Source organism: Tsukamurella sp. II2bb, from assembly GCF_057815145.1.
Map to the genome: position 1 here is coordinate 94,357 of NZ_JBYPZI010000011.1, position 26,849 is coordinate 121,205.

33 protein-coding genes and 1 tRNA gene are annotated in these 26,849 nt (G+C 68.5%); 13 read left to right on the plus strand and 21 right to left on the minus strand.

Annotated elements, in window-relative coordinates:
• Positions 1-2: 2 nt before the first annotated feature.
• The 5 genes from AC21LY_RS21190 to AC21LY_RS21210 all read right to left on the minus strand — a co-directional run bounded on the left by AC21LY_RS21190 (position 3) and on the right by AC21LY_RS21210 (position 4,171).
• The gene (locus AC21LY_RS21190; RefSeq protein ID WP_068520690.1) at positions 3-230 is read right to left on the minus strand and encodes a 4Fe-4S dicluster domain-containing protein; all 228 of its coding nucleotides are present in this window, start codon (positions 228-230) and stop codon (positions 3-5) included.
• A 26-nt stretch (positions 231-256) separates the two neighbouring features.
• Positions 257-982 (minus strand): GntR family transcriptional regulator, encoded by a 726-nt coding sequence (locus AC21LY_RS21195; protein ID WP_489048548.1) that lies wholly within the window; start codon positions 980-982, stop codon positions 257-259.
• Between the two features lie 259 nt (positions 983-1,241).
• Positions 1,242-2,474, minus strand: coding sequence for a Fic family protein (locus AC21LY_RS21200; RefSeq protein WP_489048549.1), 1,233 nt, complete (start codon positions 2,472-2,474; stop codon positions 1,242-1,244).
• An 85-nt stretch (positions 2,475-2,559) separates the two neighbouring features.
• Positions 2,560-3,444, minus strand: a complete 885-nt coding sequence (locus AC21LY_RS21205) for a bifunctional helix-turn-helix transcriptional regulator/GNAT family N-acetyltransferase (protein ID WP_489048550.1) — start codon at positions 3,442-3,444, stop codon at positions 2,560-2,562.
• Between the two features lie 10 nt (positions 3,445-3,454).
• Entirely contained in the window at positions 3,455-4,171 is a 717-nt protein-coding gene (locus AC21LY_RS21210; protein WP_489048551.1) for a winged helix-turn-helix transcriptional regulator, read from the minus strand.
• An 89-nt stretch (positions 4,172-4,260) separates the two neighbouring features.
• On the opposite strand from AC21LY_RS21210, the gene AC21LY_RS21215 reads away from it, so the two are divergent.
• The 3 genes from AC21LY_RS21215 (at position 4,261) to AC21LY_RS21225 (ending at position 7,776) form a co-directional block, all read left to right on the plus strand.
• Positions 4,261-5,397 (plus strand): acyl-CoA dehydrogenase family protein, encoded by a 1,137-nt coding sequence (locus tag AC21LY_RS21215; RefSeq protein WP_489048552.1) that lies wholly within the window; start codon positions 4,261-4,263, stop codon positions 5,395-5,397.
• Positions 5,398-5,469: 72 nt separating this feature from the next.
• Complete coding sequence (locus AC21LY_RS21220; RefSeq protein ID WP_489048553.1) at positions 5,470-6,435, plus strand: aldo/keto reductase; 966 nt, start codon at positions 5,470-5,472, stop codon at positions 6,433-6,435.
• A 117-nt stretch (positions 6,436-6,552) separates the two neighbouring features.
• On the plus strand, positions 6,553-7,776 hold the full coding sequence (locus tag AC21LY_RS21225) for an acyl-CoA dehydrogenase family protein (RefSeq protein WP_489048554.1): 1,224 nt from the start codon (positions 6,553-6,555) through the stop codon (positions 7,774-7,776).
• Positions 7,777-7,836: 60 nt separating this feature from the next.
• On the opposite strand, the gene AC21LY_RS21230 is transcribed toward AC21LY_RS21225, so the two are convergent.
• Positions 7,837-8,406 (minus strand): LysM peptidoglycan-binding domain-containing protein, encoded by a 570-nt coding sequence (locus AC21LY_RS21230; protein ID WP_489048555.1) that lies wholly within the window; start codon positions 8,404-8,406, stop codon positions 7,837-7,839.
• Positions 8,407-8,535: 129 nt separating this feature from the next.
• Here AC21LY_RS21230 and trxA point away from each other — a divergent pair, with 129 nt between their 5' ends.
• A complete protein-coding gene (gene trxA / locus AC21LY_RS21235) occupies positions 8,536-8,904 on the plus strand; it encodes a thioredoxin (protein ID WP_489048556.1) in 369 nt (122 codons plus the stop codon).
• On the opposite strand, the gene AC21LY_RS21240 is transcribed toward trxA, so the two are convergent.
• A complete protein-coding gene (locus tag AC21LY_RS21240; RefSeq protein ID WP_489048557.1) occupies positions 8,873-9,940 on the minus strand; it encodes a lycopene cyclase family protein in 1,068 nt (355 codons plus the stop codon). The two genes, trxA and AC21LY_RS21240, sit on opposite strands and share 32 nt — an antisense overlap.
• Positions 9,941-10,005: 65 nt before the next feature.
• On the opposite strand from AC21LY_RS21240, the gene lgt reads away from it, so the two are divergent.
• From lgt to AC21LY_RS21265, 5 genes are read left to right on the plus strand one after another with little or no spacing between them, the layout of a single operon-like run.
• Positions 10,006-11,016 carry a prolipoprotein diacylglyceryl transferase gene (gene lgt, locus AC21LY_RS21245; protein WP_489048558.1) on the plus strand — a complete coding sequence of 337 codons (1,011 nt, stop codon included), beginning with the start codon at positions 10,006-10,008 and terminating at the stop codon, positions 11,014-11,016.
• 10 nt (positions 11,017-11,026) lie between these two features.
• Positions 11,027-12,448, plus strand: coding sequence for a pyruvate kinase (gene pyk, locus AC21LY_RS21250; RefSeq protein ID WP_489048559.1), 1,422 nt, complete (start codon positions 11,027-11,029; stop codon positions 12,446-12,448).
• 25 nt (positions 12,449-12,473) lie between these two features.
• Positions 12,474-13,364, plus strand: a complete 891-nt coding sequence (locus AC21LY_RS21255) for an acyl-CoA thioesterase (RefSeq protein ID WP_489048560.1) — start codon at positions 12,474-12,476, stop codon at positions 13,362-13,364.
• Entirely contained in the window at positions 13,361-13,921 is a 561-nt protein-coding gene (locus AC21LY_RS21260) for a hypothetical protein (protein ID WP_489048561.1), read from the plus strand. The genes AC21LY_RS21255 and AC21LY_RS21260 overlap by 4 nt, the downstream gene beginning before the upstream one ends.
• Positions 13,918-14,646, plus strand: a complete 729-nt coding sequence (locus AC21LY_RS21265; RefSeq protein ID WP_489048562.1) for a rhomboid family intramembrane serine protease — start codon at positions 13,918-13,920, stop codon at positions 14,644-14,646. Before AC21LY_RS21260 ends, AC21LY_RS21265 begins: the two co-directional genes overlap by 4 nt.
• A gap of 33 nt (positions 14,647-14,679) precedes the next feature.
• Here AC21LY_RS21265 and AC21LY_RS21270 read toward each other — a convergent pair whose 3' ends face one another.
• The gene (locus AC21LY_RS21270; protein ID WP_489048563.1) at positions 14,680-15,651 is read right to left on the minus strand and encodes a cytochrome c oxidase assembly protein; all 972 of its coding nucleotides are present in this window, start codon (positions 15,649-15,651) and stop codon (positions 14,680-14,682) included.
• Between the two features lie 135 nt (positions 15,652-15,786).
• On the opposite strand from AC21LY_RS21270, the gene AC21LY_RS21275 reads away from it, so the two are divergent.
• Both AC21LY_RS21275 and AC21LY_RS21280 read left to right on the plus strand, forming a co-directional pair.
• Complete coding sequence (locus AC21LY_RS21275) at positions 15,787-16,092, plus strand: hypothetical protein (protein WP_489048564.1); 306 nt, start codon at positions 15,787-15,789, stop codon at positions 16,090-16,092.
• A gap of 70 nt (positions 16,093-16,162) precedes the next feature.
• Positions 16,163-17,500: an alpha/beta hydrolase gene (locus AC21LY_RS21280; RefSeq protein WP_489048634.1), complete on the plus strand. Its 1,338-nt coding sequence runs from the start codon at positions 16,163-16,165 to the stop codon at positions 17,498-17,500.
• Between the two features lie 7 nt (positions 17,501-17,507).
• Here AC21LY_RS21280 and AC21LY_RS21285 read toward each other — a convergent pair whose 3' ends face one another.
• Positions 17,508-18,110 carry an ANTAR domain-containing response regulator gene (locus tag AC21LY_RS21285; RefSeq protein WP_489048565.1) on the minus strand — a complete coding sequence of 201 codons (603 nt, stop codon included), beginning with the start codon at positions 18,108-18,110 and terminating at the stop codon, positions 17,508-17,510.
• Positions 18,111-18,169: 59 nt separating this feature from the next.
• On the opposite strand from AC21LY_RS21285, the gene AC21LY_RS21290 reads away from it, so the two are divergent.
• Positions 18,170-19,285 carry an alpha/beta hydrolase gene (locus tag AC21LY_RS21290; protein ID WP_489048566.1) on the plus strand — a complete coding sequence of 372 codons (1,116 nt, stop codon included), beginning with the start codon at positions 18,170-18,172 and terminating at the stop codon, positions 19,283-19,285.
• Positions 19,286-19,455: 170 nt separating this feature from the next.
• Here AC21LY_RS21290 and AC21LY_RS21295 read toward each other — a convergent pair.
• The 12 genes from AC21LY_RS21295 to AC21LY_RS21350 form a co-directional block, all read right to left on the minus strand.
• Positions 19,456-19,540 (minus strand) — tRNA-Leu (locus tag AC21LY_RS21295).
• A 174-nt stretch (positions 19,541-19,714) separates the two neighbouring features.
• Entirely contained in the window at positions 19,715-20,095 is a 381-nt protein-coding gene (locus AC21LY_RS21300) for a hypothetical protein (protein ID WP_489048567.1), read from the minus strand.
• A 412-nt stretch (positions 20,096-20,507) separates the two neighbouring features.
• The gene (locus tag AC21LY_RS21305) at positions 20,508-20,663 is read right to left on the minus strand and encodes a hypothetical protein (protein ID WP_489048568.1); all 156 of its coding nucleotides are present in this window, start codon (positions 20,661-20,663) and stop codon (positions 20,508-20,510) included.
• A complete protein-coding gene (locus tag AC21LY_RS21310; RefSeq protein WP_489048569.1) occupies positions 20,660-21,016 on the minus strand; it encodes a hypothetical protein in 357 nt (118 codons plus the stop codon). Before AC21LY_RS21310 ends, AC21LY_RS21305 begins: the two co-directional genes overlap by 4 nt.
• Positions 21,007-21,933, minus strand: coding sequence for a hypothetical protein (locus tag AC21LY_RS21315; RefSeq protein ID WP_489048570.1), 927 nt, complete (start codon positions 21,931-21,933; stop codon positions 21,007-21,009). Before AC21LY_RS21315 ends, AC21LY_RS21310 begins: the two co-directional genes overlap by 10 nt.
• 50 nt (positions 21,934-21,983) lie before the next feature.
• Entirely contained in the window at positions 21,984-22,199 is a 216-nt protein-coding gene (locus AC21LY_RS21320) for a hypothetical protein (RefSeq protein WP_489048571.1), read from the minus strand.
• A complete protein-coding gene (locus AC21LY_RS21325) occupies positions 22,196-22,441 on the minus strand; it encodes a hypothetical protein (protein WP_489048572.1) in 246 nt (81 codons plus the stop codon). The genes AC21LY_RS21320 and AC21LY_RS21325 overlap by 4 nt, the downstream gene beginning before the upstream one ends.
• Complete coding sequence (locus AC21LY_RS21330) at positions 22,438-22,728, minus strand: RNA polymerase sigma factor sigma-70 region 4 domain-containing protein (protein WP_489048573.1); 291 nt, start codon at positions 22,726-22,728, stop codon at positions 22,438-22,440. Before AC21LY_RS21330 ends, AC21LY_RS21325 begins: the two co-directional genes overlap by 4 nt.
• The gene (locus AC21LY_RS21335; protein WP_489048574.1) at positions 22,721-22,951 is read right to left on the minus strand and encodes a hypothetical protein; all 231 of its coding nucleotides are present in this window, start codon (positions 22,949-22,951) and stop codon (positions 22,721-22,723) included. The genes AC21LY_RS21330 and AC21LY_RS21335 overlap by 8 nt, the downstream gene beginning before the upstream one ends.
• Entirely contained in the window at positions 22,948-23,280 is a 333-nt protein-coding gene (locus AC21LY_RS21340; RefSeq protein WP_489048575.1) for a hypothetical protein, read from the minus strand. The genes AC21LY_RS21335 and AC21LY_RS21340 overlap by 4 nt, the downstream gene beginning before the upstream one ends.
• A gap of 572 nt (positions 23,281-23,852) precedes the next feature.
• On the minus strand, positions 23,853-24,266 hold the full coding sequence (locus tag AC21LY_RS21345) for a hypothetical protein (RefSeq protein WP_489048576.1): 414 nt from the start codon (positions 24,264-24,266) through the stop codon (positions 23,853-23,855).
• Positions 24,267-24,499: 233 nt separating this feature from the next.
• Positions 24,500-25,612, minus strand: a complete 1,113-nt coding sequence (locus AC21LY_RS21350; protein WP_489048577.1) for a tyrosine-type recombinase/integrase — start codon at positions 25,610-25,612, stop codon at positions 24,500-24,502.
• Positions 25,613-25,986: 374 nt separating this feature from the next.
• On the opposite strand from AC21LY_RS21350, the gene AC21LY_RS21355 reads away from it, so the two are divergent.
• Positions 25,987-26,847, plus strand: coding sequence for a TIR domain-containing protein (locus tag AC21LY_RS21355; protein WP_489048578.1), 861 nt, complete (start codon positions 25,987-25,989; stop codon positions 26,845-26,847).
• Positions 26,848-26,849 lie beyond the last annotated feature (2 nt).

Below are 26,849 nucleotides of genomic sequence, written 5' to 3' on the forward strand. Positions count from 1 at the left end.
GGCTATCGCAGGAGGTAGGGCATGTTGACGGTGACGGCGCCGGTGGGGCAGCGCGCGGCGCAGGGCCCGCAGTACCAGCACTCGTCGACGTACATGTGGGCGCGGTTGGTGCTCGGGTCCAGCGCGAGGGAGTCGAGGGGGCAGGCCTCGATGCAGATGTTGCAGCCCTCGATGCAGAGGGAGGCGTCGATGGTGACGGGGACGTCGACGCGCTGTTCGACCTGTGCCATGGGTGTCTTCTTCGTATCGGGGGATGTCAGTCGCGGTGCAGGGTGCCGCGCAGGGTGATCCGGTCGGATCGCATGCGGATGTACTCGAGGTCCACGGGCCGTCCGGTGTCGAGCCCGGTGAGACGTTCGTAGAGCAGGAGCGGGGAGCCGGTGGCGATCTCGAGGTTCGCCGCGGTGTGCGGGTCGGCCGCTGCGGCGCTCAGGCTGAAGTCGCTGCTGCCCAGGCGGTGTCCGGAGACGGCTTCGATCTGCGGGAAGACGTCCTCGTTCTCGAGGTCCTGCTCCAGGAGCAGATCACCGATGTCGGCGACCAGGTAGGTCAGATCCAGGCTGATCGGCTCGTCGTTGAGGTAGCGCAGCCGCTCCAGGTACACGGCCTCCTCGCCGCTCGGGATGTCCAGCTTCTCGGCGACGATCGGCGGCGGAACCAGGCGGGTGGCGGTGCGGACCCGGTTGCGGATCTCACCGTGCAGCGACAGGGTCTCGCGGAGCCCGCGCAGGCTGTCGAGACCGTGGTCGACGGTGCGGGCGATCACCTCGGTGCCGACCCGCGGCCCCCGCCGGATCCAGCCCTCGGAGCGGAGGATCGACAGTGCCTCGCGCACGGTGCCGCGGGAGACGGAGAACTGGGCGCCGAGTTCGTCCTCGCCGGGCAGGGTCCCGCGGTAGGTGCCGTCGTGGATCGCCTGGCGCAGGACGTCGGCGACGATGCGCGCGGAATCGGCGCGGATCGGGCGGTCGGTCGCTGGCATGCGGCAACGATAGGGAGCCCGTGATCGCCGTGGACCCGCTCACGATCCGGCCCCGGGCGGGCGGTCGACGGTACCCGGTGATTCCGCCGGTGCAGGGCGTCTCGCGAAGTCGCTGACCTGCGCGGATGTGACTCGCAACGGTCGAATACGCCACCCGGTCGGGCCGGGTCGAAGTTTGAATCTCAGTGATCGGCTTAGGTGGAGCTGCGGCGTGGTCACCGGTGGCCGCGAGGCCGCCGGCCCTCATGGCCGGCCGACTTCACGTCGCGGCGCGTTTGATCCGCGCCCCGAGGGAGTCCACCTCGTCCAGCACCAGCCCCGCTCCCCAGATCTGATTCCGCTTCCGATCCGTCAGCGGCCGGAGCACTTCGGCGGACCGGAGTCTCTCGATCGCGTCGTACACGCTGCTCGAGCGCAGACCGAGCCTGTCCTCGACGTCCTCGGCCGTCAGGACGGGGGTCGCGATCAACGAGTCGAGGATGGCGGCGGTCGCGCTGTTGCGTCGCACGGGCGCGGTCATGTCGAGCCACTGGTCCGGGATCGAGCGGAGGTGACGGGCGGTGGCCCGGGACTCCGACGCCGCGATTCGCGTTCCGCTCACGAACGAGCGGATCAACGGCGCCGGGTCGCCGTCGCGGTATGCGCCGAGGTGGTCGAAGTACCTGTCGCGGTGGGCGACGAGCGCTGACGCCAGCGGAACGATCACGCTCGTCGTCACCGATCTCCGCCGCAGCACGCTGTTGATCAGTGCTCTGCCGATGCGACCGTTCCCGTCGGTGAACGGGTGAATCGACTCGAACTGCGCGTGGCCGATCGCCGCCTGAGCGAGTGCCGGGACGTCGCCGCGGTTGACGTACGCGAGCAGGTCGGTCAGGTAGTCGGGCACCGTCTCGGGTGGAGGCGGGACGTACAGGGCGTCGCGAGGCGAGTACTGGCTGCCGCCGATCCAGTTCTGCATATCTCGCAGCCGGCCGGCATGTTGGCCTTCCGTGGCATCGTCGCTCATCAGGGTCCGGTGCGCCGTGAGCAGGAAGTCCAGCTCGATCGCCCGGTTCCGCGTGACGGCAGCGAGCAGAACGTCGGTCGCCGCCGTCGCCCGAACCATCGAGGTCGCCGACGGGTTGGAGTTCACCCCGTGCAGCGCGCGAGCGTAGTCGTCGATCCCGGCGTCGATCTCCTCGATCCGAGACGACGCGACGCACTCTGTGCGGAGCAGCATCGTGCCCAATGCCCCGAGCGTGTCCGGGTGTTCGACGTCGAGGCTGACGATCTCGCGGAGCGCGGTCTCCATCTCGGCGGACAGCGTGGGTGGCACGGCGTATTCCACGTCGTAGATGTGCGGAGGCAGGCTGACTTCAGCACTGCTGACCGTGCGGTCCTCGCGGGTGCCGCCCCGGAACCGCTGACTCCAGGCCACGATGCGCTGCGCGTGAGCCGGCCAGTCCGGCGTGTCGTCTTCCTGGGCGGAGCCCGCGCGCCGGTCGTGCACCATGCCGACCCTCCAACTCGGAATAACGTCTCTACTGTTCCGGGTTATTCTATCTAGCCGGAATAGCTGTCTCCACGTCGCAGTGTGATCACAGCTCCTTCGCGAACCAGTGGTGTGCGTACGGGTTGTCGTTGTACCGCTCGACCTCGCGGTAGCCGAGCGAACGGTACAGCCCGATGGCCTCGGTGAGCGCGCCGTTCGTGTCGAGCCGGACGGTGCGCGCGCCCGAGGCCCGGGCCCGCTCCTCCAGTTCGGCCATGAGCCGACGGCCCAGGCCCAGCCCCCGGACCGTCGGGGCCGCCCACACGCGCTTGACCTCGGCGAACCCGCCGTCCTGAAAGGTGAGGGCGCCGCAGCCGACGGTCTCCTCCCGCAGTCGTGCCACGAGCAGCAGTCCCTCCGGCGGCGTGATCGACGGGTCCGCGACCGCGCCGCCGATGGTCGGGTCGAATCCCTCGGGGAACCGCTCCGCGAGCTCCGCGTAGTACGCGCGGGCCGCGAACCGCGCCTCGGGTGACGCGGCGTCGGTCTCCTCGACTCGCACCATCGACGCGAGCAGCAGCCGCTCCACCTCGTCCATCGCCGCGACCAGCCGCGCGCGCTGCCCCTCGGACAGCGGGTTCAGCAGGGCGTGCGCGGCGTCCTCGGAGCGCGACTCGAGTTCGGCGTACTCCGCGGCCCCCGCGGCGGTGACCCGCGCGGTCCGGACGCGACCGTCACCGTCGGTGCTCCCTACCGTGACCAGACCGTCCGACTCGAGCGCGCGCAGGAGCCGACTGAGATACCCCGAGTCGAGATCGAGTCGCGACCGGAGGTCGCGGACGTCGACGCCGGCCCCGGACCGGCCGATCTCCCAGAGCAGGCGCGCTTGCCCGAGCGGCCGGTCACGCGCGAGATACCGGTCCTGCAGCACGCCGAGCCGCTGTGTGACCGCCCGGTTGAACCGCCGGACGCCGTCAACCTGCTCCGTCATATACCTGACTTTAGTCAGAGATATGAGCTTCGACAACCGTGCCCGGACGGCGCGCCTCCCGGACGAGGTGGGCGATGGGGCTCAGCTGCAACACCGTCGGCATCCGGCGGGTGAGAGCGGACGACCCCGAGAAGGTCACCGTGCCGGCGCGCTGCGCCTCGGCCAGCGGGACCCGGCCCAGCCAGACCTCGTACAGCGCCCCGAGACCGGCGGTGATCGTGACGTCGACCGGGTACCCCGGGTCGGCGTCGCACAGTGCGGGAACGCCGCGCTCGACGACGATCCAGTACCGCGACCGCACGTCCGTGTAGTGCAGGTGCAGCACGTGGCGCAGCCCGGGGAACGACGAGGTGTCCACCCGCTTGTGGATCCACCAGGCCAGCAGCGTCGGATCGCGCTCGTCCTCGTGCGGCTCGTCGAAGATCCAACGCGCGCCCCACGAGCCCAGCCCGAACAGGATCGGCTGCAGGTCCTGCCCGGACTCGGTGAGCTGGTACTCCGTGCCCACCTTGTCGACCAGGCCGGCGCGCTCGAACTGGCGCAGGCGCTTGGACAGCAGGGTCCGGGAGAGGCCGGGCAGCCCGCGCGCGAGGTCGTTGTAGCGCGTGGTGCCCACGTAGAGGTCGCGCAGGATCAGCAGCGACCAGCGGTCGCCGAGGACGTCGAGCGCGCGGGAGATCGGGCAGTACTGCCCGTAACCGCCGGTGTCGTCGGACGCTTCGCTCATCACGCCTCCTCGTCGAAGTCCACAACCTGTACCGGGTGGGTCCACTTTCTGGACTGCCCGTGGCGGGCGCGGATTCCTAGATTCACAGTATGACCTCACAGCTGACGGATACCCCGTCCACCACGGAAAACGCCTCCACCGATCTCGTCGCCGCGGCGCGCGCGATCGGCGAATCCCTCCGGCCCGGCGTCGCCGAGCGCGACCGCACGGGCGAGTTCTCCGTCGCCGCGTTCGACGAACTGCGCCGGAGCGGACTGTCCGCGGCGCTGGTGCCGCGCGACCTCGGCGGCGGCGGGGCGCGGCACGCCGATGTCGGCGTCGCGCTCCGCGAACTCGCCCGGCACGACCCGTCGACCGCCGTGGCCTTCGCCATGCACTCGCACCTGGTGGCCACCCAGGTCTGGCGGCATCGGCACGGCGCCGACGCCTCCGCCGTGCTCGGCAAGGTCGCGAACGGCGCGATCCTGATCAGCACCGGCGCGGCCGACTGGGTCGACTCCAGCGGCGCCGCCACGCGCGTCGACGGTGGCTACCTGGTGTCGGGCCGCAAGGGTCCCGCGAGCGGGTGCGAGGCGGGGGACGTACTCGTCAGCAGCACCCGCTTCGAGGACCAGGTACTGCACTTCGCGGCGCCCTTCACGGCCCCGGGCATGCGGATCGAGAAGACCTGGGACAGCCTGGGACTACGGGCGAGCGGCTCGCACACCGTGGTCCTCGAGGACGTCTTCGTCCCCGACGCGGCGATCTCCGTCGCCCGCCCCGCCGGGCAGTGGCCGGTGCTGTTGAACACGGTGCTCGGCGCGGCGATGCCGCTCATCTCCGCCGCCTACGTCGGGATCGCCGACGGTGCCGTCGACCTCGTGACGCGGCTCCTCGCCGGCCGTTCGGACGAGCCGACGGTCCAGACCGTCGGCGAGATGTGGACCGCGCACCTCTCGGCGGACGCCGCGCTGGCCGCGATGTTCGCCGACGCCGCGGACCTCTCGTTCCCGAACACCGATGCGGTGGCGTCGCGGATTCTCGCCCGCAAGAGCGTCGTGGCGGACGCCGTCATCGCGACCGTCCGGTTGGCCATCGAATCCGCCGGTGGCGTCGGCTTCTCCCGCGCGTGCGATCTCGAGCGGCTCTACCGCGATGTCCACGGCGTGCACTTCCACCCGCTGCCGCGGGCGAGGCAGCTGCGGTTCACCGGCCGGGTCGCGCTCGCGCACAGCCCCTTCGGCTGAGTCCGCGCGGCGGGCCACGCGCGCCGGGCCGGCGGGGACAGTCGCCCTCGGCCCGCGCGTAGCGTGGTCCGCATGCGCTATCAACCACTCGGAACCAGCGGTCTCATCGTCTCCACGCTCGGCGTGGGCTGCAACGCCTTCGGTCGGCGGATCGACCAGCGCGCGACCGACGAGGTGGTGAACGCGGCCATCGACGCGGGCATCACCCTCTTCGACACCGCCGACAGCTACGGCTCGGGGGCGAGCGAGGAACTGCTCGGGCGGGCGCTGGGCTCGCGTCGCGACCAGGTGGTCGTGGCGACCAAGTTCGGCATGGACACGCAGGGCCTGTACGGCGAGGACTTCGGCGTCCGCGCGAGCCGCAACTACATCCTGAAGGCGGTCGAGGGCAGCCTGCGGCGCCTCGGCACGGACTACATCGATCTCTATCAGCTGCACACTCCGGACCGGGTGACGCCGCTCGAGGAGACCCTCGAGACCCTCGCCGACCTCGTGACCTCCGGCAAGGTGCGCTACATCGGGTGCTCGAACTTCACCGCCTGGGAGGTGGTGAACGCCGACTGGCTGGCCGAGACGCTGGGCACGCCGCACTTCATCACCGCCCAGAACGAGTACTCGCTGTACAACCGCAGCGCGGAGACGGAGCTCGTGCCCGCCCTGGACAGCCTCGGCATGAGCCTGCTGCCCTACTTCCCGCTGGCCTACGGCCTGCTGACGGGCAAGTACAAGCGCGGCGAGGCCGCGCCCGAGGGAACGCGCCTCGCGCAGGAGACGCACCGGCTCGACGGTGCGGACTTCGACGTGATCGAGGGGCTGCAGGCGTTCGCGGACGAGCGCGGCGTCTCGTTGCTCGATGTCGCGATCGGCGGTCTCGCGGCGCAGCCCGCCGTGGGATCGGTGATCTCCGGGGTGAGCCGCGCCGAACAGATCGCCGCGAACGTCGCCGCCGTCGAGTGGGAGCCGTCGATCGAGGACCTGGCCGCGATCGACGACATCGTCTCCGCTCGTCCCACGGGGTACACGACCTTCGCCTTCTGAATCTCCGGGTCGCGGGGGGCCGGAGAGGCGATTTCGGGGGTTCACGCACCGTCGAACCAGCCGGATGGAACGATGGTGGCCAAAATATAGAACACGTTCTATCGATGGAGGTTGCCGGTGTTCGAGTGGTCCGAGGAAGACCTGATGGTGCGCGACGCCCTGCGCGCGTTCATCGACAAGGAGGTCCGGCCGCACGTCGACGAGCTGGAGAGCGGTGCGCTGCCGCCCTACGACATCACCCGCAAGATGCTGGGGACCTTCGGGATCGACCAGGTCAACCGGGAGAATCTCGAGGCCGAGCTGGCCGCCGAGGCCGCGGGGGAGAAGCCGAAGGCGGGCGGATCCAGCACGCTCACCTCGTCGATGTTCCTCATCCTCAACGTCGAGATGGCCGGCGTCAGCCTGGGGCTGATCGGCTCGATGGGAGTCTCGATGGGCCTGACGGTGTCCACCATCAAGTCCCGGGGCACCCTCGCGCAGAAGAAGCGCTGGCTGCCGGAGCTGGTCACGATGGAGAAGATCGGCGCGTGGGCGATCACCGAGCCCGACAGCGGCTCCGACGCGCTCGGCGGCATGAAGACGACGGTGCGCCGTGACGGCGCGGGCGGCTACATCCTCAAGGGTCAGAAGACCTTCATCACCAACGGCCCGCACGCCGACACGATCGTCGTCTTCGCCAAGCTCGACGAGGGCGACGGGACGCCGATCCGGGACCGCAAGGTGCTGACCTTCGTGCTGGACAAGGGGATGCCGGGGCTGACCCAGGGGAAGGCCTTCAAGAAGATGGGCATGATGAGCTCGCCCACGGGGGAGCTCTTCTTCGACGACGTCCACCTGGGCGCCGACCGCCTGCTCGGCGAGACCGAGGAGACGCCCGGCGGCGGCGGGGCGTCGGCGAAGGCCGGCTTCACCGCCGAACGCATCGGCATCGCCGCCCTGAGCCTGGGCATCATCAACGAGGCGCAGCGGCTGTCGATCGACTACGCGCGCTCGCGCACCCTGTGGGGCCAGGAGATCGGGAAGTTCCAGCTCATCCAGCTCAAGCTGGCGGAGATGGAGGTGGCGCGGATCAACGTGCAGAACATGCTGTTCTCCGCGATCGAGGCCTCGCGCGCCGGCAAGCCGCCGACGCTGGCGCAGGCCTCGGCGATGAAGCTCTACAGCTCGCGCGCCGCGACCGAGGTGGCGATGGAGGCCGTTCAGCTCTTCGGCGGCAACGGCTACATGGCCGAGTACCGGGTCGAGCAGCTCGCCCGCGACGCCAAGTCGCTGATGATCTACGCGGGCAGCAATGAGATCCAGGTGACGCACGTGGCCAAGGGGCTGCTGCGGGGCGAGTAGAGACGCCGCCGGCCGGCCCTCCGTGAGGGCCGGCCGGTGCGGTGCTGCGTCGGAGGTGGATCAGGGGATGGTGATGACCTGGCCGACGTTGATCAGATCGGGGTTCTCGATGTTGTTGAGCTGCGCGATCTCCGTGTAGCGGTTGCCGTCGCCCAGGTACTGCTCGGCGATGGCCCACAGGGTGTCGCCCGACTGCACGGTGTGGGTGCGCGGCGCGGGAGCGGCCGGCGCCTCGGCGGCGACGGGCTCGGGCTCGGGGGCGGGAGCGGCCTCGCGCGCGGGCGCGGGCTGGTCGGTGGCGGTGTTGGAGGCCCACTTGTCGGCATCGCCGGCGTAGACGACGAGGTTGCGATCGTCCTGCAGGACGATGCGGTCGGCACCGGAGCCGTCGGTCTGGGTGGACCAGACGCCCTCGCCGCCGCCGGTGTAGAGGACGAAGTTGCCGTCGGTCTGGAACTCGGCCCGCTCGACACCCTTACCGTCGGTGCCACTGGCCCACACCACGGTGCCGGTGCCCTCGGTGAGCACGAGGTTGCCATCGCTCTGCAGGGTCAGCGTGTAGCCGCCGTTCAGGGAGTCGAGGGTCTCCCCGAGCCCGAGCTGGTTACCTGCGCGAAGGACGTCGGTCATATGTATCCCCTTAGTAGATGCACTCGTGTACATGCAGCGCGCTGATGCACGCTCCAGTCGAGGATAGCGATCCCGTCCGACATTTCAGCGAATGGGAATCATGGAGTCGGCAAAATCGTTGTGGCCAGTATGGCGACAGTAGAATTGACCGCAGACAAGTTCGACACCACCGTGACCGGCAACGACATCGTGCTGGTCGACTTCTGGGCCTCCTGGTGCGGTCCGTGCCGCGCCTTCGCGCCGACCTTTGAGAAGGCATCCGAGGCCCACCCCGACGTGGTTTTCGCGAAGGTCGACACCGAGGCGGAGCAGAGCCTGGCCGCGGCCGCCAACATCCGCTCGATCCCCACGCTGATGGTCTTCAAGAAGGGCAACCTGGTCTACAACGAGGCGGGGGCGCTTCCGCCGGCCGCCCTTGAGGACCTCATCGGCCAGGCGCGCGCGCTCGAGATCGAGCAGGCCGACTTCAGCGCCGCAGGCGAGAACCCCGCGGAGTAAGCGCACGCGCCAGGCGCCGGCGCAGCCCCCACGGCGCCGCCGCGAACGCCGCAGCCATCGCTGCGGCGTTCGCCGTCGTTCCGGACCGCCCCGACAGGAAGCCGCGGACGTGCCGGTCGGGCAGCCCGAAGAAGACCTCGAAGAAGTCGCGCTGCTCCCGGGCGGACATGCCCAGCAGGGCGTGCAGGGCCGCGGCGCGGAGCCGGTGCGCGGCGATCGCGTCGGGGCCGACCGGGTTCCGGCCGGCGTGCAGTGCCGCGACCGCCCGGTCCGCGAAGGCCAGCGACGCGGCAACCGAGTAGCCGGTCGCCGGGTGCAGGGTCGTACCGCGCACCCCGACGCCGCACCATCCCCGGCCGCTCCTCGGGCCCTGGCTCAGCAGGGGGAAGTCCACGCGCTCGTGCACATCGCCCGCGGTGACGCCGCGCGCGGCCAGCCGGGAGCGCAACCTCCGCTCGAGTTCGTCGACGGTGACCGCGGGCGCGCCCGCGAGGCAGGTCTCCTCCAGCATCAGGGCGTCGTCGGACACGCGGACCGCGTAGAGGAAGGACGCGGGCGCCGCGTCCGGCAGCCCCGGAGCCGGTCGCCAATCCATCCACAGCTCCTCGTGCGCGCCCGCGGGCACCAGCACCCCGGCCGCCGTCTGCCGGGGCGGGCCGGCCGAGGCCGACGGTGCCGGTCCGCGTGCGTCGATCACGAAAGCCGTGCCGTGGCCGTCGCGGCCGGCAGGCTCCGCCCGCACGTCGACACCGTCGAGGGAGAGCGCGTCCTGCAGCGCGTCCACGTCGAGCACGGCGTAGTCGCGGCGCAGCTCGTGCCGCCGCCGCGCCACCACCTGTGGCCGCCCGACCGCGGCCACGACCCCGCCGGACAGCCACGACGGGACCTCGTCGGCCCACAGTCCGAAGGTGCGGCGCCACCGCGCGTCCGGCGCCGGATCGAAGGCGCGCACCGTCAGGCCCGAGACCGCGGCCCGGTGCGCGACCGCGCGCCCGGCCGGGCCGAGCCCGAGCACAACGAGATCCGGCGTCGCCACGGCGCTCATCGTAGGGAGAGCCGCCACCTGCGCTCGCAGTGACGTCCCTCCGCGCTGTCAGTAGGGTGACGGGCGTGATCCTCGCGAGCATTCCGAGTCCCGCGCAGGGCGTCTGGCACCTCGGGCCCGTCCCGATCCGCGCCTACGCACTGTGCATCATCGTCGGCATCATCGTCGCCTGCTGGTGGGGCGACCGCCGCTGGGTCGCCCGCGGCGGCAAGCCCGGGCAGGTGCTCGACGTGGCCGTCTGGGCCGTCCCGTTCGGCCTCGTCGGCGGCCGGCTCTACCACGTGCTGACCGATTTCAGCACCTACTTCGGGCCGGGCGGCCGCGGGATCGGTGCCGTGTTCCGCATCTGGGACGGCGGCCTCGGCATCTGGGGCGCCGTCGCGCTCGGCGGCGTCGGCGCGGCCATCGGCTGCCGGAGGATGGGCATCCGGCTCGGACCGTTCGCCGATGCGATCGCGCCGGCGATCATCGTCGCGCAGGCCATCGGCCGGCTCGGCAACTGGTTCAACCAGGAGCTCTACGGCGCCCCCACCACCGTGCCGTGGGGGCTCGAGATCTACGAGCGCGCGAACTCGCTCGGGCAGCGCGGCCCGGATGTGCTGAACGGGCACAGCACCGGCGTCGTGCTCGCCGTCGTCCAGCCCACCTTCCTGTACGAGCTGATCTGGAACCTGCTGGTCGCGGCCTTCCTCGTGATCGTCGACCGGCGCTACCGCATCGGCCACGGTCGCCTCTTCGCGCTGTACGTGGCCGGCTACTGCCTCGGCCGGTTCTTCATCGAGATGATGCGCGACGATCACGCCACGCTGATCCTGGGCGTCCGCATCAACGTCTTCACCGCGGCGCTCGTCTTCGCCGGAGCCATCGCCTACTTCCTCCTCGCTCCGAAGGGACGGGAGGACTCGGTCCTCCTGGACCAGCGGGAGCCCGCCCCCTCGGAAACCGCCCCCGAACAGGACGTATCCGCCGGGGCCGCCGGCCCCGACCCGCGCGAGCAGACTGATGTTCGCCTGATGGATACCGGCAGGTTGACAGGAGACTCCACAGAGCGGAATACGGAGGACTAACGTGGAGGACGTGACTCGTCGAACCAAGATCGTCTGCACTCTGGGCCCCGCCGTCGGAACCGATGAGAAGGTGCTCGCTCTCGTTGAGGAGGGGATGGATGTCGCTCGCCTGAACTTCAGCCATGGTGAGCACGCCGACCACGCGGTGAACTACAACCGCGTGCGCGCCGCCTCCGATACGACCGGCCGGGCGGTCGGCATCCTTGCCGATCTGCAGGGGCCGAAGATCCGTCTGGGCCGGTTCGCCGGTGATGGCCGGACCGTCTGGGAGACGGGGGAGACGGTGCGGATCACCGTCGAGGATGTGGTCGGGACGCATGATCGGGTGTCGACGACGTACAAGGAGTTGGCGCAGGACGCCCGCCCGGGTGACCGCCTGCTGGTCGACGACGGCAAGGTCGGCCTGAAGGTCGTCTCGGTCGACGGTGACGATGTGGTGTGTGAGGTCACCGAGGGTGGCCCCGTCTCCAATAACAAGGGTGTGTCGTTGCCGGGGATGAACGTCTCGGTGCCGGCGTTGTCGGAGAAGGACATCGAGGATCTGGAGTTCGCGCTCGAGCTGGGTGTGGATTTCATCGCGTTGTCGTTCGTGCGGTCGCCGGCGGATATCGAGCGGGTGCACGCGGTGATGGATCGGGTGGGCCGGCGGATCCCGGTGATCGCCAAGCTCGAGAAGCCGGAGGCGATCGAGAACCTCGAGGCGGTGATCCTGGCGTTCGATGCGGTGATGGTCGCGCGTGGTGACCTCGGCGTGGAGCTGCCGCTTGAGGAGGTGCCGCTGGTGCAGAAGCGGGCGATTCAGATTGCGCGGGAGAACGCCAAGCCGGTGATCGTGGCGACGCAGATGTTGGAGTCGATGATTGAGAACAGTCGTCCGACTCGGGCGGAGGCGTCGGATGTGGCGAATGCGGTGCTCGATGGTGCGGATGCGGTGATGTTGTCGGGTGAGGTGTCGGTGGGTAAGTACCCGATCGAGACGGTCCGCACCATGTCCAAGATCGTGCACGCCGTCGAGGAGGGTGGGCCACCGGTCCCGCCGCTCAACCACGTTCCCCGCACCAAGCGCGGCATCATCTCGTACGCCGCGCGGGATATCGGCGAGCGGCTCAACGCCAAGGCGCTCGTCGCGTTCACCCAGTCGGGTGACACGGTGCGCCGCTTGGCCCGCCTGCACACGCGCCTGCCGCTGCTCGCCTTCACACCGCTGCCGGAGGTCCGCAGCCAGCTCGCGCTGTCGTGGGGCACGGAGACCTTCCTGGTCGACGGTGCCGACAGCACCGATGCGATGATCCGGCAGGTCGACCAGTCGCTGGAGGGCATCGGCCGGTACTCGAAGGGCGACCAGGTCGTCATCGTCGCCGGTGCGCCCCCCGGGACCATCGGCTCGACCAACCTGATCCAGGTGCACCGGATCGGCGAGGACGACCACTAGGAACCGCCCCAGTAGGCTTCTCGTCATGACGGAGACACTCACCGACTTCGACGAGTTCCTCGGCACGCTGGATCTGGCGGAGGCGGGGGAGGACCGGTTCCTCGGTCGTCACCCCGCCAAGACCGCCGCCCGCACGTTCGGCGGCCAGATCCTCTCGCAGGCGATCGTCGCCTCCGGGCGGACGGTGCCCGGGGCGCGCGATTCGCTGTTCCTGCACGCCGCGCACACGCATTTCATCAACGGCGGTGAGGTGAGCGCCGACCTGGAGTTCGTGGTGCGCAGGCTGCGCGATACCCGCAACGTCGCGAACCGGTTGGTCTCGGTCGAGCAGGGCGGTGTCGTGCTCGCACTGATGCAGCTCGCCTACCAGACGGACGGCCGGAACCCGCTGGTGCACGGCGATCCCGCTCCGGACGTGCCGGGGCCCGAGGAGTTGCCGAGCATCCAGGACACGCTGGAGGGGTACGAGGACGTCGTCTCGATGTTCGTCGAGGCCCCGCAGCCGATGGACATGCGGTTCGCCAACGATCCGGCGTGGATCGCCAAGGGCAAGGGCGTGGTCCAGGAGGACAACAACGTCTGGATCCGCACCGCCGGGCCGCTCCCCGACGATCAGGTGATCCACGACGCCGCGCTGGCCTACGCCTCGGACACCACGATCCTCGACTCGATCATCACCCGGCACGGCCTGTCCTGGGGCTACGACCGGATCATGGCGGTCACGCTCAATCAGTCCCTATGGTTCCATCGCCGCGTGCGTTTCGACCGGTACAACCTCTACTCCTCGCATTCGACGGTGGCCGACGGCGGCCGCGGTATGTCGAACGGGCAGTTCTTCGATGCGGACGGCATTCTGGTAGCAAGCACCACCCAGGAGGGTGTGCTGAAGTACTTCCCGGCGAAGGGGGCCAAGTGACGAGCCAGGACACCCAGCAGCGACCGATCCCGACGGTGCCCGAGGGCACGCCGGGCCACGACTGGCGCGCGACGCTGCCGGAGCCCCTGCCGCCGGGCGCTCAGCAGCCGTGGCGCCGTCTCGGTCCGGGCAACCGTGCCTGGGTCGTCGTGGTGACCGTGGTCGCCGCCGTGGTGATCGCCGGACTGGGCCTCTTCGCGGTCTCCTTCGGTTTCGCGACCACCGCCTTCGAGCGCGACGGCGCCGTCGTGCTGTCCCCCTCGCAGTACCGGGCGGATTCGACCAACTGCACTGGCACGGGCAGCGCGGAGGGTGTCCAGAAGGGCGCCCGGATCGTCTTCCGCGGCGACGGCGAGAGCTTCGACGCGGAACTCGGCGCGGGAACCCTCCGGTCGGGTCGGTGCGTCTTCCCCTTCACGCTGTCCTCGCTGACCGCGAACCCGAAGCAGAACTACGCGGTCACCGTCAGCGATCTCCCCGGGACGCCGGTCTCCGGCGCGGAGCTGACCTCCACCTCGGGCACCGTCATGGTCTCGCTCGCGGCCGGCGGCCGGTGACCGTACTCGGTTCGACGGTGCGCCGCGACTGGCAGCCCGTCGTCACGTACTCGTTGATCGCGGCGAACGTCATCGTCTTCGCCTTCAGCGCGAAGGCCTCCGGCAGCATCGAGAACAACATGTACTCGGCGGAGGTGGCCAGGTTCGCCCTGTCCGCGCCCGCGACCGCCCTCGGCTGGTGGTGGACGGCGGTGACCTCCGGGTTCCTGCATTTCGGCCCGATCCACCTGCTGGTCAACATGTTCACGCTGTACGTCTTCGGCCGGAACATCGAGCAGGCGCTCGGGCGGGCCCGGTTCGTCGTGCTGTACGGGCTCTCGCTCCTGGGCGGCAGCGCCGCGGTGCTGTGGTTCGGCCTGGAGAACACGATCACCGTCGGCGCGTCCGGCGCGATCTTCGGTCTCATCGCTGCGGAGCTGGTGCTCTTCCTCCGGATGAAGCTGGACCCGACGTCGCTGCTCGTGATGATCGGCGTCAACGTCGTGGCGTCGTTCACGCTCTCGGGGATCTCCTGGCTGGGCCACCTCGGCGGCTTCGTCGCGGGCGGGCTCGTGACGGCCGGCATCGTCTACGCCCCCGAGCTGCTGCCCCGGGAGAAGCGCACGCGGCAGCAGGTCGTGGCTGTGGGCTGGGGCTGCGCCGCGGTGATCGGCGCAGTACTGGTCGCCGCGATCGCACTGCGGTTCGGGACCTTCCCCGCCGCGCAGGTCTACACGCTCCGCTGATTCATACGCTCCGCTGATCGAGGGACGGGCCGGTCAACGGCCTCGGTTCATCTCCCGCAGCCGCGCGTTGTACGCCGCGAGGGCGGCCTCGTCGTCGTCGACGTCGACGCCCTCACCGTTCTCGCCGATGAGCGTGCCGCGGCGCGCGGAGTCGAGCCAGGAGCCCATGCCGCCGCCGCGTTTGCCGGTGGCCTCCGCGGTGATCCACTGGAAGGCCACCACGAGCAGCAGGATCATCATCAGGCCGTCGCCGCCGAACCACATGATGGCGCCGGCCGCGGACTGGTCCTCGAGCCCGGTGGGACCCCAGCCCAGCCGCGAGGCCGAGTAGCCGGGGGCGAGCTCGGCGGTGGTCATCATGAGCGTGACGCCGACCAGGGTGTCCGGGCCCATGGCCAGAAGGAACGACGCGAAGCGCAGTGGGTGCGAGAGTTTGGTGGGTCCGCACAGCTCGTTGCCGATCAGCGGGAGCATGAAGATCCAGCCGATGACGAAGTAGCCGGTGTACTCGAGCTGCTTGAGCCACGGGTGCTCCAGCGCCAGATCTTGGAAGCCGGTCAGGTGGGTGCTGATCAGGGCGAAGGCGTAGAGCGGCAGCCCCACGATCGGGCTCGTGACCAGGCGGACCACACGGTTGCCGAGGAACGCCCGGACGCGGCGGTCGCCGGTCTCACCCGTGGCGGTGGCCAGTAGCCGGATCGGCTCGGCGAGCACCAGGAACATCGGGACGACGGTGATCAGCACCAGGTGCACCACCATGTGCGCCCAGAACAGGTGCTTGGCGAGTTCGGCCATGACGCTGTTGACCGAGAACACCAGGAGCGCCATCGCGACGAACCACCACAGCACGCGGGTGATCGGCCAGGCGACTCCCGCCCGCCGCGCCCGGATCGTGCCGTAGACGTAGAGGACGGAGGCGACGACCATGAGCCCCGTCACCACGGGGGTTAGAACCCAGGTGTGGAGCGTGTCCGGCGAATGGGTCGCCACGGCTGAGGGATGCATCGAAGCCGTTGTACCACCCCCGCCGGCGACTAATCCAACCGGCGTGTAACAAACCACGGTGCGTGGTCGATGTACGGTCGAACGCCCTTATCAGCCGCCTGGGTCCCGCCCCTGGCTAGAACTCACGGAGTAGAGATGCCGAAGGTCCCCGAGCCCACGCCTCAAGAGGTCCGCGACTTCCTCAGCCCGATCTCGCACTGGTCGCACCTGAAGGCGAATGCTGAGGAGCAGTACCGCAAGACGATCCTCGCCGCGTACGCGGCCCGCATCCCGATCGTGCACATCGCGCGCTACACGGGCACCTCGCCGCAGGCGGTCAAGAAGGTCATCGACCGGCAGAACGACAAGGCCACCGGCGAGGCGCCGGCGTTCCAGAACATGCCGCGCACCGGGTACTACGCGGGCCAGCAGCTGCCGGCGCGCCCCGTCCGCGCCGTCTGACCGTCTGACAGCGCCTTCCCGGGTGGTTCCCAGCGTTCTCCCGGGCACACCGTGAACGCTGGTGCGCGTGATGACGCATCGCGGCGGGATCTCGCTGCTCACAGGGTGGTTGCCGCTGACGGTGTTCGTGCTCGCGGGCGTCGCTGCCGCGGTCGTGCTGCTGGGCCGTGGTCGCTGGCCGCGGATCGGGCTTCCCGTCTGTCTCGTCTTCGGCGCCGTGGTCGCGTGGGCCGCCGACGCCGAGCTCGTCGGCCAAGGGGTCGCCGGGGATCCCGCGCCGCGCATGCTGTGGGTCTGGCTGGGACTGGCTGCGGCGACGCTGGTGGCGGCGATCCTGCGGTTCCGTTCGGGACGGTGGCGGGGGCGGATCGTCTCGATCGTCTCGATCGCCGCGGTGCCGCTGCTGTTGATCGCGGCGCTGCTCGTGGTGAACCAGTGGGTGGGCTACTACCGCACCGTCCAGGTCGCCTGGGCCGCGCTCACCGCGGGGCCGCTCCCGAACGAGACCGCCCAGGGCGACCTGCCGGCGTTGCGGAACACCGTGCAGAGCCGGGGGCGCGTGGTCCCCGTCGACATTCCCGACGATGCCAGCGGCTTCGCGCACCGCACCGAGTACGTCTACCTCCCGCCCGCGTGGTTCTCCGGGGCGACGCCGCCGGCGCTGCCCGCGGTGGAGATGATCGGCGGCGAGTTCAACACCCCGGCCGATTGGATCCGTCTCGGCTCGGCCACCCGGACCGCTGACGACTACGCCGCCGCGCACGGCGGCCGGGCCCCGATCCTGGTCTTCGTCGACTCCGGCGGCAGCTTCAACAACGACACCGAGTGCGTCGACGGCCCGCGGGGCGCCTCCGCCTCGCACCTGACGAAGGACGTGCGCCCGTACGTGATCTCCAGGTTCGGCGCGGCGCCCGAGGCGGCGCACTGGGGCGTGATCGGCTGGTCGATGGGCGGGACGTGCGCCGTCGACCTCACCGTCATGCACCCGGAGTGGTTCAGCGCCTTCGGCGACATCGGTGGCGACCTGCGGCCCAACGCGGGGACGCGTGAGCAGACCATCGCGCGCCTGTTCGGCGGCGACGCCGGGCAGTGGGACGCCTACGACCCGCAGACCGTCATGGCCCGGCACGGTGCCTACCAGGGGGTCTCCGGAATCTTCGTCGATGCCTCGGGGCACCCGCAGGGCGCGGGCGGGAAGCCCCGCCCGGCCGGGGGACGCGGCTACGAGCCCGACCCGTACTCCGCCGGTGCGTCGCGGACGCTGTGCGCAGCGATGGAGAAGGTCGGTATCGGCTGCACCGTGCAGGTGTCGCCGTTCGGCCACACCTGGGAGTCGGCGACGCAGGCGCTGACCCCGGTGCTCGCGACGGTGGCCGCGCACGTCGACGGTGCGCCCGCGGCGCGGTAGCCGCGTGCTACGGCGCGGTGGTCCCGCCCAGGGTGTCGATGACGAGGTGCGCGACGGTCCGCATGTCGGTGCGCCGGTCCATCGCCGTGCGCTGGATCCAGCGGAAGGCCTCCGGCTCGGAGACGTGGTGCTTGTCCATGAGGATGCTCTTGGCGCGGTCCACCAGCTTGCGGGTCTCGAGTTGCCCCGCGAGCGTGGTGACCTCCTTCTCCAGCGCCGCGAGCTCGGCGAAGCGGCTGATCGCGATCTCGATGGCCGGCACCAGATCGGCCTTGGTGAAGGGCTTGACCAGGTAGGCCATCGCGCCGGCCTCGCGCGCCTTCTCGACGAACTCGCGCTGGCCGAAGGCGGTCAGCATGACGACGGGGGCGATCCGCTCGCGGGCGATGTCCTGCGCGGCCTCGAGCCCGTTGAGCACGGGCATCTTGACGTCCATGATGACCAGGTCGGGCCGGAGTTCCCGGGCCATGTCGAGGGCGACCTGACCGTTCTCGGCCTCGCCGACCACGTCGTAGCCCTCCTCGCGGAGCATCTCGGTGAGGTCCATGCGAATGATCGCCTCGTCCTCGGCGACGAGCACGCGGTGCGGGGTGGGCTCGGTGTCCTTCATCAGGGGGTACGTTACCGGGCGGGGGAAATCGGGCCCGTCGTGCGCGGTATCGTACGACCATGAAGGTATTGAGTCGGACTCAATTGCGCGAGCGTGCCGGCAATCTCTGGGCGCTCACCCTGGGGGAGGGGATCCGCTCCGTCGAGCGCACGCCGCACGTCCTCGTCGCCGACGGTGCGCACCGCACCCTCCGCCGGTTCGCCTCCGACGAGGCGCGGGCCGCGGCCGCCGTTCCCGGTGCCGCCCCGGTGCTGCTGGTGCCTCCGATCGCCGCGCCCGCCACCTGCTACGACCTCTCGCCCGAGACCTCCGTCGTCGCGCACCTGGCCGCGACGGGCCGCATCCCCTACGTCATCGACTTCGGCGAGATCGGTTACCGGGACCGCGGCCTCGGCTTCGAGGACTTCGTCCTCGACATCATCCCGCAGGCCATCACCCGGGCCCTGGAGGACTTCTGGGGCGGTGAGGTGCCCGACGGTGCCGGAGTCGACCTGTACGGCTGGAGCCTGGGCGGCACGCTGTCCTTCCTCACCGCCGGGGCGTCGACGGGGTCCATCCGCTCGATCGTCTCCATCGCGACCCCGCTGAACTACGGCGTGCAGCAGCCCTATCCGGTGGTGACCTCGCTGATGAAGCCCGTGGACGGCGCGGGGCCCGGCGCGCTGATCGCCCTGCTCGGCGGCATCCCCGCGCCGCTCGTGCGGGTCGCGTATCGCGCCACGTCGTGGGATCGCGAGCTCAAGAAGCCCAAGTTCGTGCTCGAGAACCTCGGCGATCCTGAGAAGCTGGCCCGCATGGAGGTCATCGACCGCTTCCAACGGACGTTCCCCGGCTATCCCGGCAAGCTCGCGCGGCAGCTGTGGGAGCGCCTGATCTTCCGCGGTGAGCTCGCTGCGGGGAGGGTGACGCTGGGGTCCACCGTGATCGACCTGCACTCCATCGACGTGCCCATCCAGCTCTTCGGCTCGCACCGGGACGCCCTGTGCGGGTGGGAGACCGCCCGGCACGGCGTGGACCTGTTCACCGGCTCGCCCCGGGTGGAGTTCGCGACCGTCGAGTCGAGCCACCTCGGCCTCGTTGCCGGCCCCGACGCCACCCGCGAGACCTGGCCCGTGATCGACGCCTTCCTCGCCTCCGTGGATGCCGAGTCCGAGGCCGCCGAACCCGCCCGGTAAGCTGGACAGGCTGGCCGTTTCCGACGGTCCGCCGGACGCCCCCGTAGCCCAATTGGCAGAGGCAACGGATTCAAAAGGTCTCAATCTGACCGCGTTCACCTGCAGATATTCGTCCGCGGGGAGCAGATGGGGAGCGGAATCTCTGCCTATCGAACTTTCGTTCGATGTTGTGGTAGCCCCAGACGGACTCGAACCGTCACACCTCTCGGTACCGCATTTTGAGTGCGGCGTGTCTGCCAATTCCACCATGGGGCCGTAGACCTACATGAGTCTACGGGATCTCCATCGATGCTCGAGCACGGCGTCCGTCGGCGCGCGTGCGCTGGATGGTGACGTATAGGGAAACCAATGGGACCGTGGTCCCGATACCGCTGTTCGCCTCGAGCGGATGACGCGTGTTGCGCTTGCGGGCCTCGAGTGCGTGCGCTCTCAGTGATCGAGCTTGTAGGCCAGGCGCTCGAGGGCTTCGTGGGCGCCTCGAGCTTGCCATGCAGCCCATGATGCGAGGCGGCCCGCGTGCACTCGGACCGTGGGCCGCGCCGGTCGGAATCCGCGCCGGAGCGAGCGGACGACCCCTTCGATCGCGGTGGCCTCGAGGCCGTGGGCGGCCAGGTTCCCGCACGTGTGTAGGCCGTGGTCGTCGTCGGGGTCGAGCTGCAGGAGATGTTCTGCTTCGCGGATGACGTGGGAGATCCGCTGCCAGTCGTCGGCGGTGGGTCGGTTCATCATGGTCTCCTCGGATTCGACGGTGGACGATGTGATCTCGTTGTACGCGCTCGAGAGCCGTTGCGCCAGAGCGCGATTAGGCATGTACTGATAGCACGATTCGGCGTCCAGATACACCGATGGCCGCCGCTCGAGGCGTGGAAGATCTCGAGGGCGGCGTGGGCGTACGGTTCGGCGATCGCTCGGAAATCGTGCGGGCGATACACCAGAGTGAACGTGTAGCAGAGCTAAATGATGAGATGGCAAACGGTACGGGGGTACTCCGACATCGCAGGTGGACCAGGTGTAGAGCCTGCGTTGCCGTCCGTCCTACGGGAACTGAAAATTTGCTAGAAACTTCACATAGGAAACCATTAATTGGCTCCTGACCTGCAGTAATGCGAATTTCCGACACGGCACGCCGGACCGATTCCCGTACGGATCCGCGCGCCGGTTTGCACGATTCGATCGACCGATTCCGGCCGTGGTCCGCTCGAATGCGTTCGGCGTGTCGCAATCAGTCGTCTGAGAACATCCGACGGCCGCCGGGGTCGCGGATCTCGCCGGGCGCCCAGCTCACGGACTCCGGCGGATGCACCGGATCGAGACCACGGTACTGCCGCCCCACCAGCGCAATCGGGTCGATCTCCGGCCACCACTCCGGCCGGGTCACAGGAGCCGCCCAGAGCGTCGTTGTCGGGCGCCGTCGGTCAGCTCCTCGAGTGATACCGGCTCCGGCGGCGTGTACGGGGTGATGAACCGGCACGGCTCCGGCCGGTAGGCGCGGCACAGCGAGATCTCCGACGGGGTCAGCTCCGGCCCGGTCTCCGGCCACGCCCACGCTGTTCTTCGCGCCACGTTCGCCAGGAGCACGCGGAGCGGATCCGGCAGCGTGGCCGCGGACCACTGCCGCCCGCTCTCCTCCGTGATCATGTCCGCGACGGCCGCGATCAGGTCGGTGAGTTCGGCGTCGCGCTCTTCGTAGGCACGCTCTGGGAACGCGTCCCAGACCTCCATCAGCGCCATCGGGCCTCCGCGGCTTCGGCCGTCTCCTCGGCGGATACCTGCTCGGTGGTCGCGATCCGCGGCCCCGCGGCCAGCATCCGGCGGTACGTCTCGAGCTGTCCGACGATGTCCGGTCGCGGAGCGGGCGCAGACGACGAACGTGCACTCACGGTGTTGATCTCGCTCACCAGCTCCGGGTCGCGCTCGTAGGACCAGCGCCACAGTCGATCGATGCCGTCGCGCGGAGCAGGACCGGGGAGCAGTTTCGCCCCTCGGCAATCGCTGGTGAGCGAGCAGATCCGCTGGTATTCGGAATATGACGCGCGTAGCGACTGCCAAGCGTCACCAAGTCCGGCGTCCAGGGCATCCGCGGGATCGAGTCGGCCGTCGAGGACGGTGAACAGCTCGAGTCCGTTTTCCACGTTGATCTTGAGCGCGCGCGCCAGGCCCGCGTGGATCTTCGATCGAGTCTTGAGCAGACGCGCCTTGATCTCGGCGACATGGGCGGCGCCCACATCGTTGGCGAACCGTGCCGCGACGTCGACCGGCCCAACGAAGCAAGAGTCGACAGCAGCGTCGAACGTCTCGATGGTCACGTCCTCGGCCTGTAGGGCGGCGAATGCGGCGCGTGCCTTCGCGGCGCCTCGAGCGGCGTATCCGTCGGCGATAGTCTCGATCTCCTCGGTTGCATCGCGGAGTGCGGTCACGGCCTCGAGGAGCTTCGCGTCGACGATGCCGCCGAAATGGTGCAAGCCAGCAGCGAGTCGGACCCACGCGCCAGCGATGTCGGAGCGGCGGCCGTCGACACCGAAGGCGCCGCCGCCTAGCTGAGTCCCGTTGCCGCGGAACGTGTCGAGGGCGGGGAAGAAGTCATCAGTCATGAAGATCTCCATGAGAAAGTGGCCCCTCATTCGCCCACAGGCGAACGAACAGAGCACGGTTGGTATGGGTGGGGCCGGGACGGAGATCCGGCCGTGAGAAGTCGCTCTTAGTCCTCGAGCTGGAGCCGCCCGCGGTGCGTGATCTGCCACCGTCGAGGCTCTTCGCCGACGGGGAGCACGAAACCTCGCCATTCCAGACGGTCCAACAGCCGATCGACCACGAACACCTGGTGACCGGTGGTGACCGCGATCTCGAGCGGCGTCCGTGGTCCGTCGTGCACGGCCTCGAGAACGGCCCGATAGTCGAGGTTGTGGACCGTCACGGCTTCTCCTCGTCGGCTTTCTGCTCAAGGAATTCGACCCCGGCGGCCGTGAGCGTGAGCCGATTGTCTCGGGGGTCGAGCGGTGCGGCCAGTCCGACCGCGACAAGCTCCTCGGCAGCGTCGAGGACCGTCGCGAACCGAAGGCGGGCCGCCTTCGCGAGCTGCCCGCGCGTCAGCGGCTCCGGGGCCATGGCGATCGCGGTGAGCAGTATCAGCGCGTGTCGTCTCAATTTGACCGTCACGGGGTCTCCTCCGGCTCGAGATCGTCGTCGACCGAGTAGGTCTGAGGCATCCCGTCCGCGGCGTAGCGGAGCCACGCGAGACCGCGACCGTTGCAGCGGTACTCGTATCCGTCACCGCCCACAAGGGCATGCAGACGCACCGCAGGACACCCCGCCGACCACCGCCGCAGGTATGTCTTCACCGTCGCCGTGGACAGTCCGGTCAGCTCGGCGATCTCCGTCGTTGTGCGCCAATCGAATCGAATGGCCTCGAGAATCGAGACCTCTGCCGGGTGCATGTCACGCATCGTCGTCTCCTCGAGCAAGCTCCTCGAGTCCGATCGGCGTGATCTCGTAGACGCCAAAGCACACGCGGCGCACCATTCCATCGCGCACCAGACGGCCGAGCGTGTTCGCCACGAACTTCGGACTCTCCGCGATCTCGTCGGCGATGCGGACCGGCAGGCTCCAGTAAGTGACCGCGGTGAGAACAGCGACGACGCGCGATGAGTATCGAGGCCCGTCCGTCACTCCGCGCTCCCCTCGAAATGGCCGTCGTTCACGCCGATCGCCTCCCACCGCAACAGATCACGCCCGTAATCGGTGATCTCGTAACGCACGTCGGCGAATGCTTCGGCGAACGTGTATACGCCCGTGCGCTGTTCAGTGAGTCGGTGAATCGCCCACGGTTGCCCACGGAGTGCGGCCACCACGTCGGCGATTGGTACGCCGTAGAGTGCGGACATCTCTGTTGGGGTATCGGGTCCGTGGTCCTGCAGGTGGCGTAAGACGTGCACGGTGAGCGGCAGCACCAGCGGTGCAGGCGGGTAGTGGATGGTGTGGTTGTCGATCACGCCCATCGATCCGCCTCCTCGAGGTACGCCCATCCGGCGGGGCCGATGCGGTACACGCCATGGCGATGGCGCACCAGGAGTCCGTGGCGACGATGCAGTCGGTGGATGGCGCCCTTGACGTAGTTCGCAGGGAGTCGGGTCACTGCCACGATTGCCGGATTCGTCGCGTGTCCTTCGGCGACCGCGGCCAGGACATCGTGAGTCTTTTCGGATAGGTACATCGCATTCCTTTCTCGAGGGGGCGAATAGCGGCCTCTGATTCGCCTGTGGGTGAACGAACGGGGCCGGGGTGGGGTGGTTGTATGGGTGGGGATTATCGAGGCGTCAGGGATCGATGCTTGCCTTGAATGCAGGCCGCTCACCTGTAACCAGCCGGAGCGAAGCGACATTGAAAGACTGCCGATCGGTTCACGTGGACGCTTCGTCCAAAACCAGGTATAAGTACCGAATGTGTCACCACTTCGCGCATTTGACCAGGTCAAGACGATTTTGGGCATGAAAAGCGCGCGAAATTTGCGCGCGCTTGAGCTGAAATCGACCGAATTCGGCCCGCAACCGCGCGAAATTTGCGCGGTTTGTCAGTCGTCGAGGACTCCGTGGGCGCAGCAAAAACCGTCCGGAACCTCCAGGTGGGCACGGACCGAAGTGGGCACAATCAAGCACTCCTCGGTGGACGTCTCGAGGATCAATCCTTCCGCTATCGCCCGATCGATCTCACGCCGAACATCGCGAGATCGCCCTACGCCCAGCAGGTTCACGAGCTCGCCGCGGCGCAGCGGCGCGTGTCCGTTCGCGTACGCTTTGGCCATCGCGAGGAATCCGATCCGTACCCATCGCGGTAGGCCGTCGTTGCTCGCCAGGCCAGCGAGGTGTGCTTGGTCGAGGTCGACATACCGGCCATCGAATCGGCGTCGATTGTTCCGGCGCGGCGACTCTTCGATCTCGATCGGGTCGGGATCGACGTACCGACGAACGGCTACAGGGCCGTCCATGATGGGACAACTCAAATGAATCTACCTTGCGTGAGAAATGAGAATCCCCGGCGGCCTACGCGCTCACGTTCGGTAGGCCATCGGGGATCTCGAGAAGCAGCGCGGTAGCTGTCCGCGCCGGAGCGGGTTTCTATTCACCGCTATAGTTCCAGTATACGTTTCTGGATTTCGCCGGGATCTTCGGAACGGCGGCACAGAACGTGTCCGTGGGGGATCTCGGGGCAGGGGGAGCGCTAGTCGACGATGGCCGCGATCTCGGCGTCATGCTCCGTGATGAGCTTCGCGTAGCGCTGCGTCGTGAGGATGTTCTGGTGTCCCAGTGCTTTGCCGACCCGCTCGAGCGAGACGCCGTTGTCGAGCAGCCGGGATGCGTACGTGTGTCGGGCGTCGTGCGGGCGGACGTGACCGACGGGCCGTCCGTCGACCTTCGCCACCAGACCGGCGGCGGCAAGCGAATGCGCAAACGTCGTCTCGGTGATCGGATCACCCTCGAGGCCCGACCCGGGGAACACGAGACCAGCGTTCGGGCGCCGTACGCCCACGTACTTGTTCACCTGCAGCGGTACTCCAGTCCCAGCGAGATCACGCTCCGTGCGTAGTAGAGCGACCAGCGAAGGCGGAATCGTCACGTACCGATCGGCCATCGTCTTCGGCGCCTTAAATGTCTTCGTCGTGCGGTCCCACGCCATCGCGACATGCATCCGGCCTCTGCCTTCGGCGGGCAGCTCGAGGGCATCCCAGTGCAGCGCGACGGCCTCACCCCAACGGACGCCGGTTCGGAACAGGAGCGACGTGATGAGCTTCCAGCGCTCCGGCATTGCCTCCTCCACTGCCTTCTGCTCGGCGACGGTAAGGAATCGCTCCGGTGACGGCCCAGGCTTCGGCAGATCGACCCCGGCGCACGGATTGACCGGCACCACGTGCGCCCTTACCGCCGCCTTGTACGCCGCGGAGAGCGTGTGCACGTGCTTAACGATCGTCGACGGTGCAAGCTCCTCGGCCCGCATGGCCGCGACCCAATCGACGATGTCTTGTTGCGTGACCGACGCGAGACGCCGATCGCCGAACACCGGCCGGATCCGGTGATCGAAGCGATTGCTGTCCGCCTTCGCCGACGACGGTTGCACCGTGCGGGTAGGTGACCACGTGTCCCAATACTCGGAGACGGTGATCTTTGTGTCGGTAGATCCGACGGTCGGATTCCGGCGGATCTCCGATTCTTTGTCGACGGCCGCCTGCATGGCCGCCTTCTTGCGATCGAACGTGCCCGCGCTCCGGAGCTTCCCGTTCGCGTCCCGGTACTTACCGGTGAACCGGCCCGGTCGCTTCTCCTCGATGTACGCCATGCTGGAGACATTACACGCTCCCCGCTCCCCGTCGCCGAATTCGGGGAGCGACGGGGAGCAGTCTTGTTTCAGGTCGGTGCAGGATCGTGCAGACACGAACAGGATGAAGACAGTGAAAGCAATTGGTATTAAGTGACTATCGACGTCGCATGCAGGTCAGTGGAAGGACGCGTTTGTCGAAAGGGAGACTTTCAAAACCCGTCCAGTGTGAGTTCGAGTCTCACCGGGGGCACCGCATCGCCGCAGGTAGAAGGCTTGCCAAGCGCATTCTGTCGCCTGGTGGCCGCGCTACCCCGGCAACACCCCGGCGCGCGGTGCGTGCTACCTCCCGAAATGCCCGGAACCTGTCGGTGGCCAGGGATAAGCTCTGGCCTATGTCAGATGACCGGAAAGTGTTTGTGATCCACGGACGCAATGACGCTGCGCGGCAGTCGATGTTCGCCTTCTTGCGAGCACTTGGATTGAGCCCCATCGAGTGGAGTTCGGCGCTAGCAGCAACAAAGAGCGCGAGCCCCTACATCGGCCAGGCTCTAGATGCTGCGTTCGAGCAGGCCGTTGCTGTCGTGGTGCTCATGACCCCGGATGACAGGGTGCAACTCGTGGAGGAGTACGCGTCCGGCCCGGACGATCCTGAGCTCGTTCCTGGGTATCAGGCTCGGCCGAACGTGCTCTTTGAGGCGGGGCGGGCATTCGGAACGCATCCAGATCGAACGATCCTGGTTGAGTTGGGATCTCTGAGGCCATTTAGCGACGTTGCAGGGCGCCATGCGGTGAGGCTGCGAAACACTGCTGAGAGCCGAAGTGACCTCGCGAACCGGTTGGCGACCGCAGGTTGCAAAGTCGATCGAAGTGGCACCGATTGGCTCAGCGTAGGGGATTTCAATCCACCAGAGGTCGGTGGTGAAATCCCAAAAGGTCGTAGAATCGCAAGTCCTGAAGTTCCGTCGCGCCCAAGGCTCGACGCAACTTACTTATCGCGCTCGACCGGGAGCGATCGCATTCAGATCGTGAACCGCACCGCGGAGGCGATTCTAGACATAACCTGGCTGAATCGGGAAGCGTTCAAGGGGCGCATCGATGGATTCCCAATCGAGAAGCTGCCTGCATTCAAATCGGTGAATCTCGTCGCAAACAGGGGTTGGGACGGGCAGCGAAGGGTCGAGCTTCGAGTTTCTGCAAGGACGGAGGGTGGCATCGAGTTTGAGCAGGACCTGTTCTTGGACCTGAATGGTTAGGT

Bases quoted from the DNA above. Each gene is read 5' to 3' on its own strand.
- AC21LY_RS21200 (WP_489048549.1), bottom strand. From the start codon at position 2,474: ATGGTGCACGACCGGCGCGCGGGCTCCGCCCAGGAAGACGACACGCCG.
- AC21LY_RS21345 (WP_489048576.1), bottom strand. From the start codon at position 24,266: ATGGACGGCCCTGTAGCCGTTCGTCGGTACGTCGATCCCGACCCGATC.
- AC21LY_RS21285 (WP_489048565.1), bottom strand. From the start codon at position 18,110: ATGAAGGACACCGAGCCCACCCCGCACCGCGTGCTCGTCGCCGAGGAC.
- AC21LY_RS21280 (WP_489048634.1), top strand. From the start codon at position 16,163: ATGACGCATCGCGGCGGGATCTCGCTGCTCACAGGGTGGTTGCCGCTG.
- AC21LY_RS21300 (WP_489048567.1), bottom strand. From the start codon at position 20,095: ATGCCTAATCGCGCTCTGGCGCAACGGCTCTCGAGCGCGTACAACGAG.
- AC21LY_RS21190 (WP_068520690.1), bottom strand. From the start codon at position 230: ATGGCACAGGTCGAACAGCGCGTCGACGTCCCCGTCACCATCGACGCC.
- AC21LY_RS21275 (WP_489048564.1), top strand. From the start codon at position 15,787: ATGCCGAAGGTCCCCGAGCCCACGCCTCAAGAGGTCCGCGACTTCCTC.
- AC21LY_RS21210 (WP_489048551.1), bottom strand. From the start codon at position 4,171: ATGAGCGAAGCGTCCGACGACACCGGCGGTTACGGGCAGTACTGCCCG.
- AC21LY_RS21220 (WP_489048553.1), top strand. From the start codon at position 5,470: ATGCGCTATCAACCACTCGGAACCAGCGGTCTCATCGTCTCCACGCTC.
- AC21LY_RS21330 (WP_489048573.1), bottom strand. From the start codon at position 22,728: ATGCGTGACATGCACCCGGCAGAGGTCTCGATTCTCGAGGCCATTCGA.
- AC21LY_RS21355 (WP_489048578.1), top strand. From the start codon at position 25,987: ATGTCAGATGACCGGAAAGTGTTTGTGATCCACGGACGCAATGACGCT.
- AC21LY_RS21195 (WP_489048548.1), bottom strand. From the start codon at position 982: ATGCCAGCGACCGACCGCCCGATCCGCGCCGATTCCGCGCGCATCGTC.
- AC21LY_RS21215 (WP_489048552.1), top strand. From the start codon at position 4,261: ATGACCTCACAGCTGACGGATACCCCGTCCACCACGGAAAACGCCTCC.
- AC21LY_RS21270 (WP_489048563.1), bottom strand. From the start codon at position 15,651: ATGCATCCCTCAGCCGTGGCGACCCATTCGCCGGACACGCTCCACACC.
- AC21LY_RS21340 (WP_489048575.1), bottom strand. From the start codon at position 23,280: ATGGGCGTGATCGACAACCACACCATCCACTACCCGCCTGCACCGCTG.
- AC21LY_RS21290 (WP_489048566.1), top strand. From the start codon at position 18,170: ATGAAGGTATTGAGTCGGACTCAATTGCGCGAGCGTGCCGGCAATCTC.
- AC21LY_RS21350 (WP_489048577.1), bottom strand. From the start codon at position 25,612: ATGGCGTACATCGAGGAGAAGCGACCGGGCCGGTTCACCGGTAAGTAC.
- AC21LY_RS21205 (WP_489048550.1), bottom strand. From the start codon at position 3,444: ATGACGGAGCAGGTTGACGGCGTCCGGCGGTTCAACCGGGCGGTCACA.
- AC21LY_RS21310 (WP_489048569.1), bottom strand. From the start codon at position 21,016: ATGGCGCTGATGGAGGTCTGGGACGCGTTCCCAGAGCGTGCCTACGAA.
- AC21LY_RS21230 (WP_489048555.1), bottom strand. From the start codon at position 8,406: ATGACCGACGTCCTTCGCGCAGGTAACCAGCTCGGGCTCGGGGAGACC.
- trxA (WP_489048556.1), top strand. From the start codon at position 8,536: ATGGCGACAGTAGAATTGACCGCAGACAAGTTCGACACCACCGTGACC.
- AC21LY_RS21255 (WP_489048560.1), top strand. From the start codon at position 12,474: ATGACGGAGACACTCACCGACTTCGACGAGTTCCTCGGCACGCTGGAT.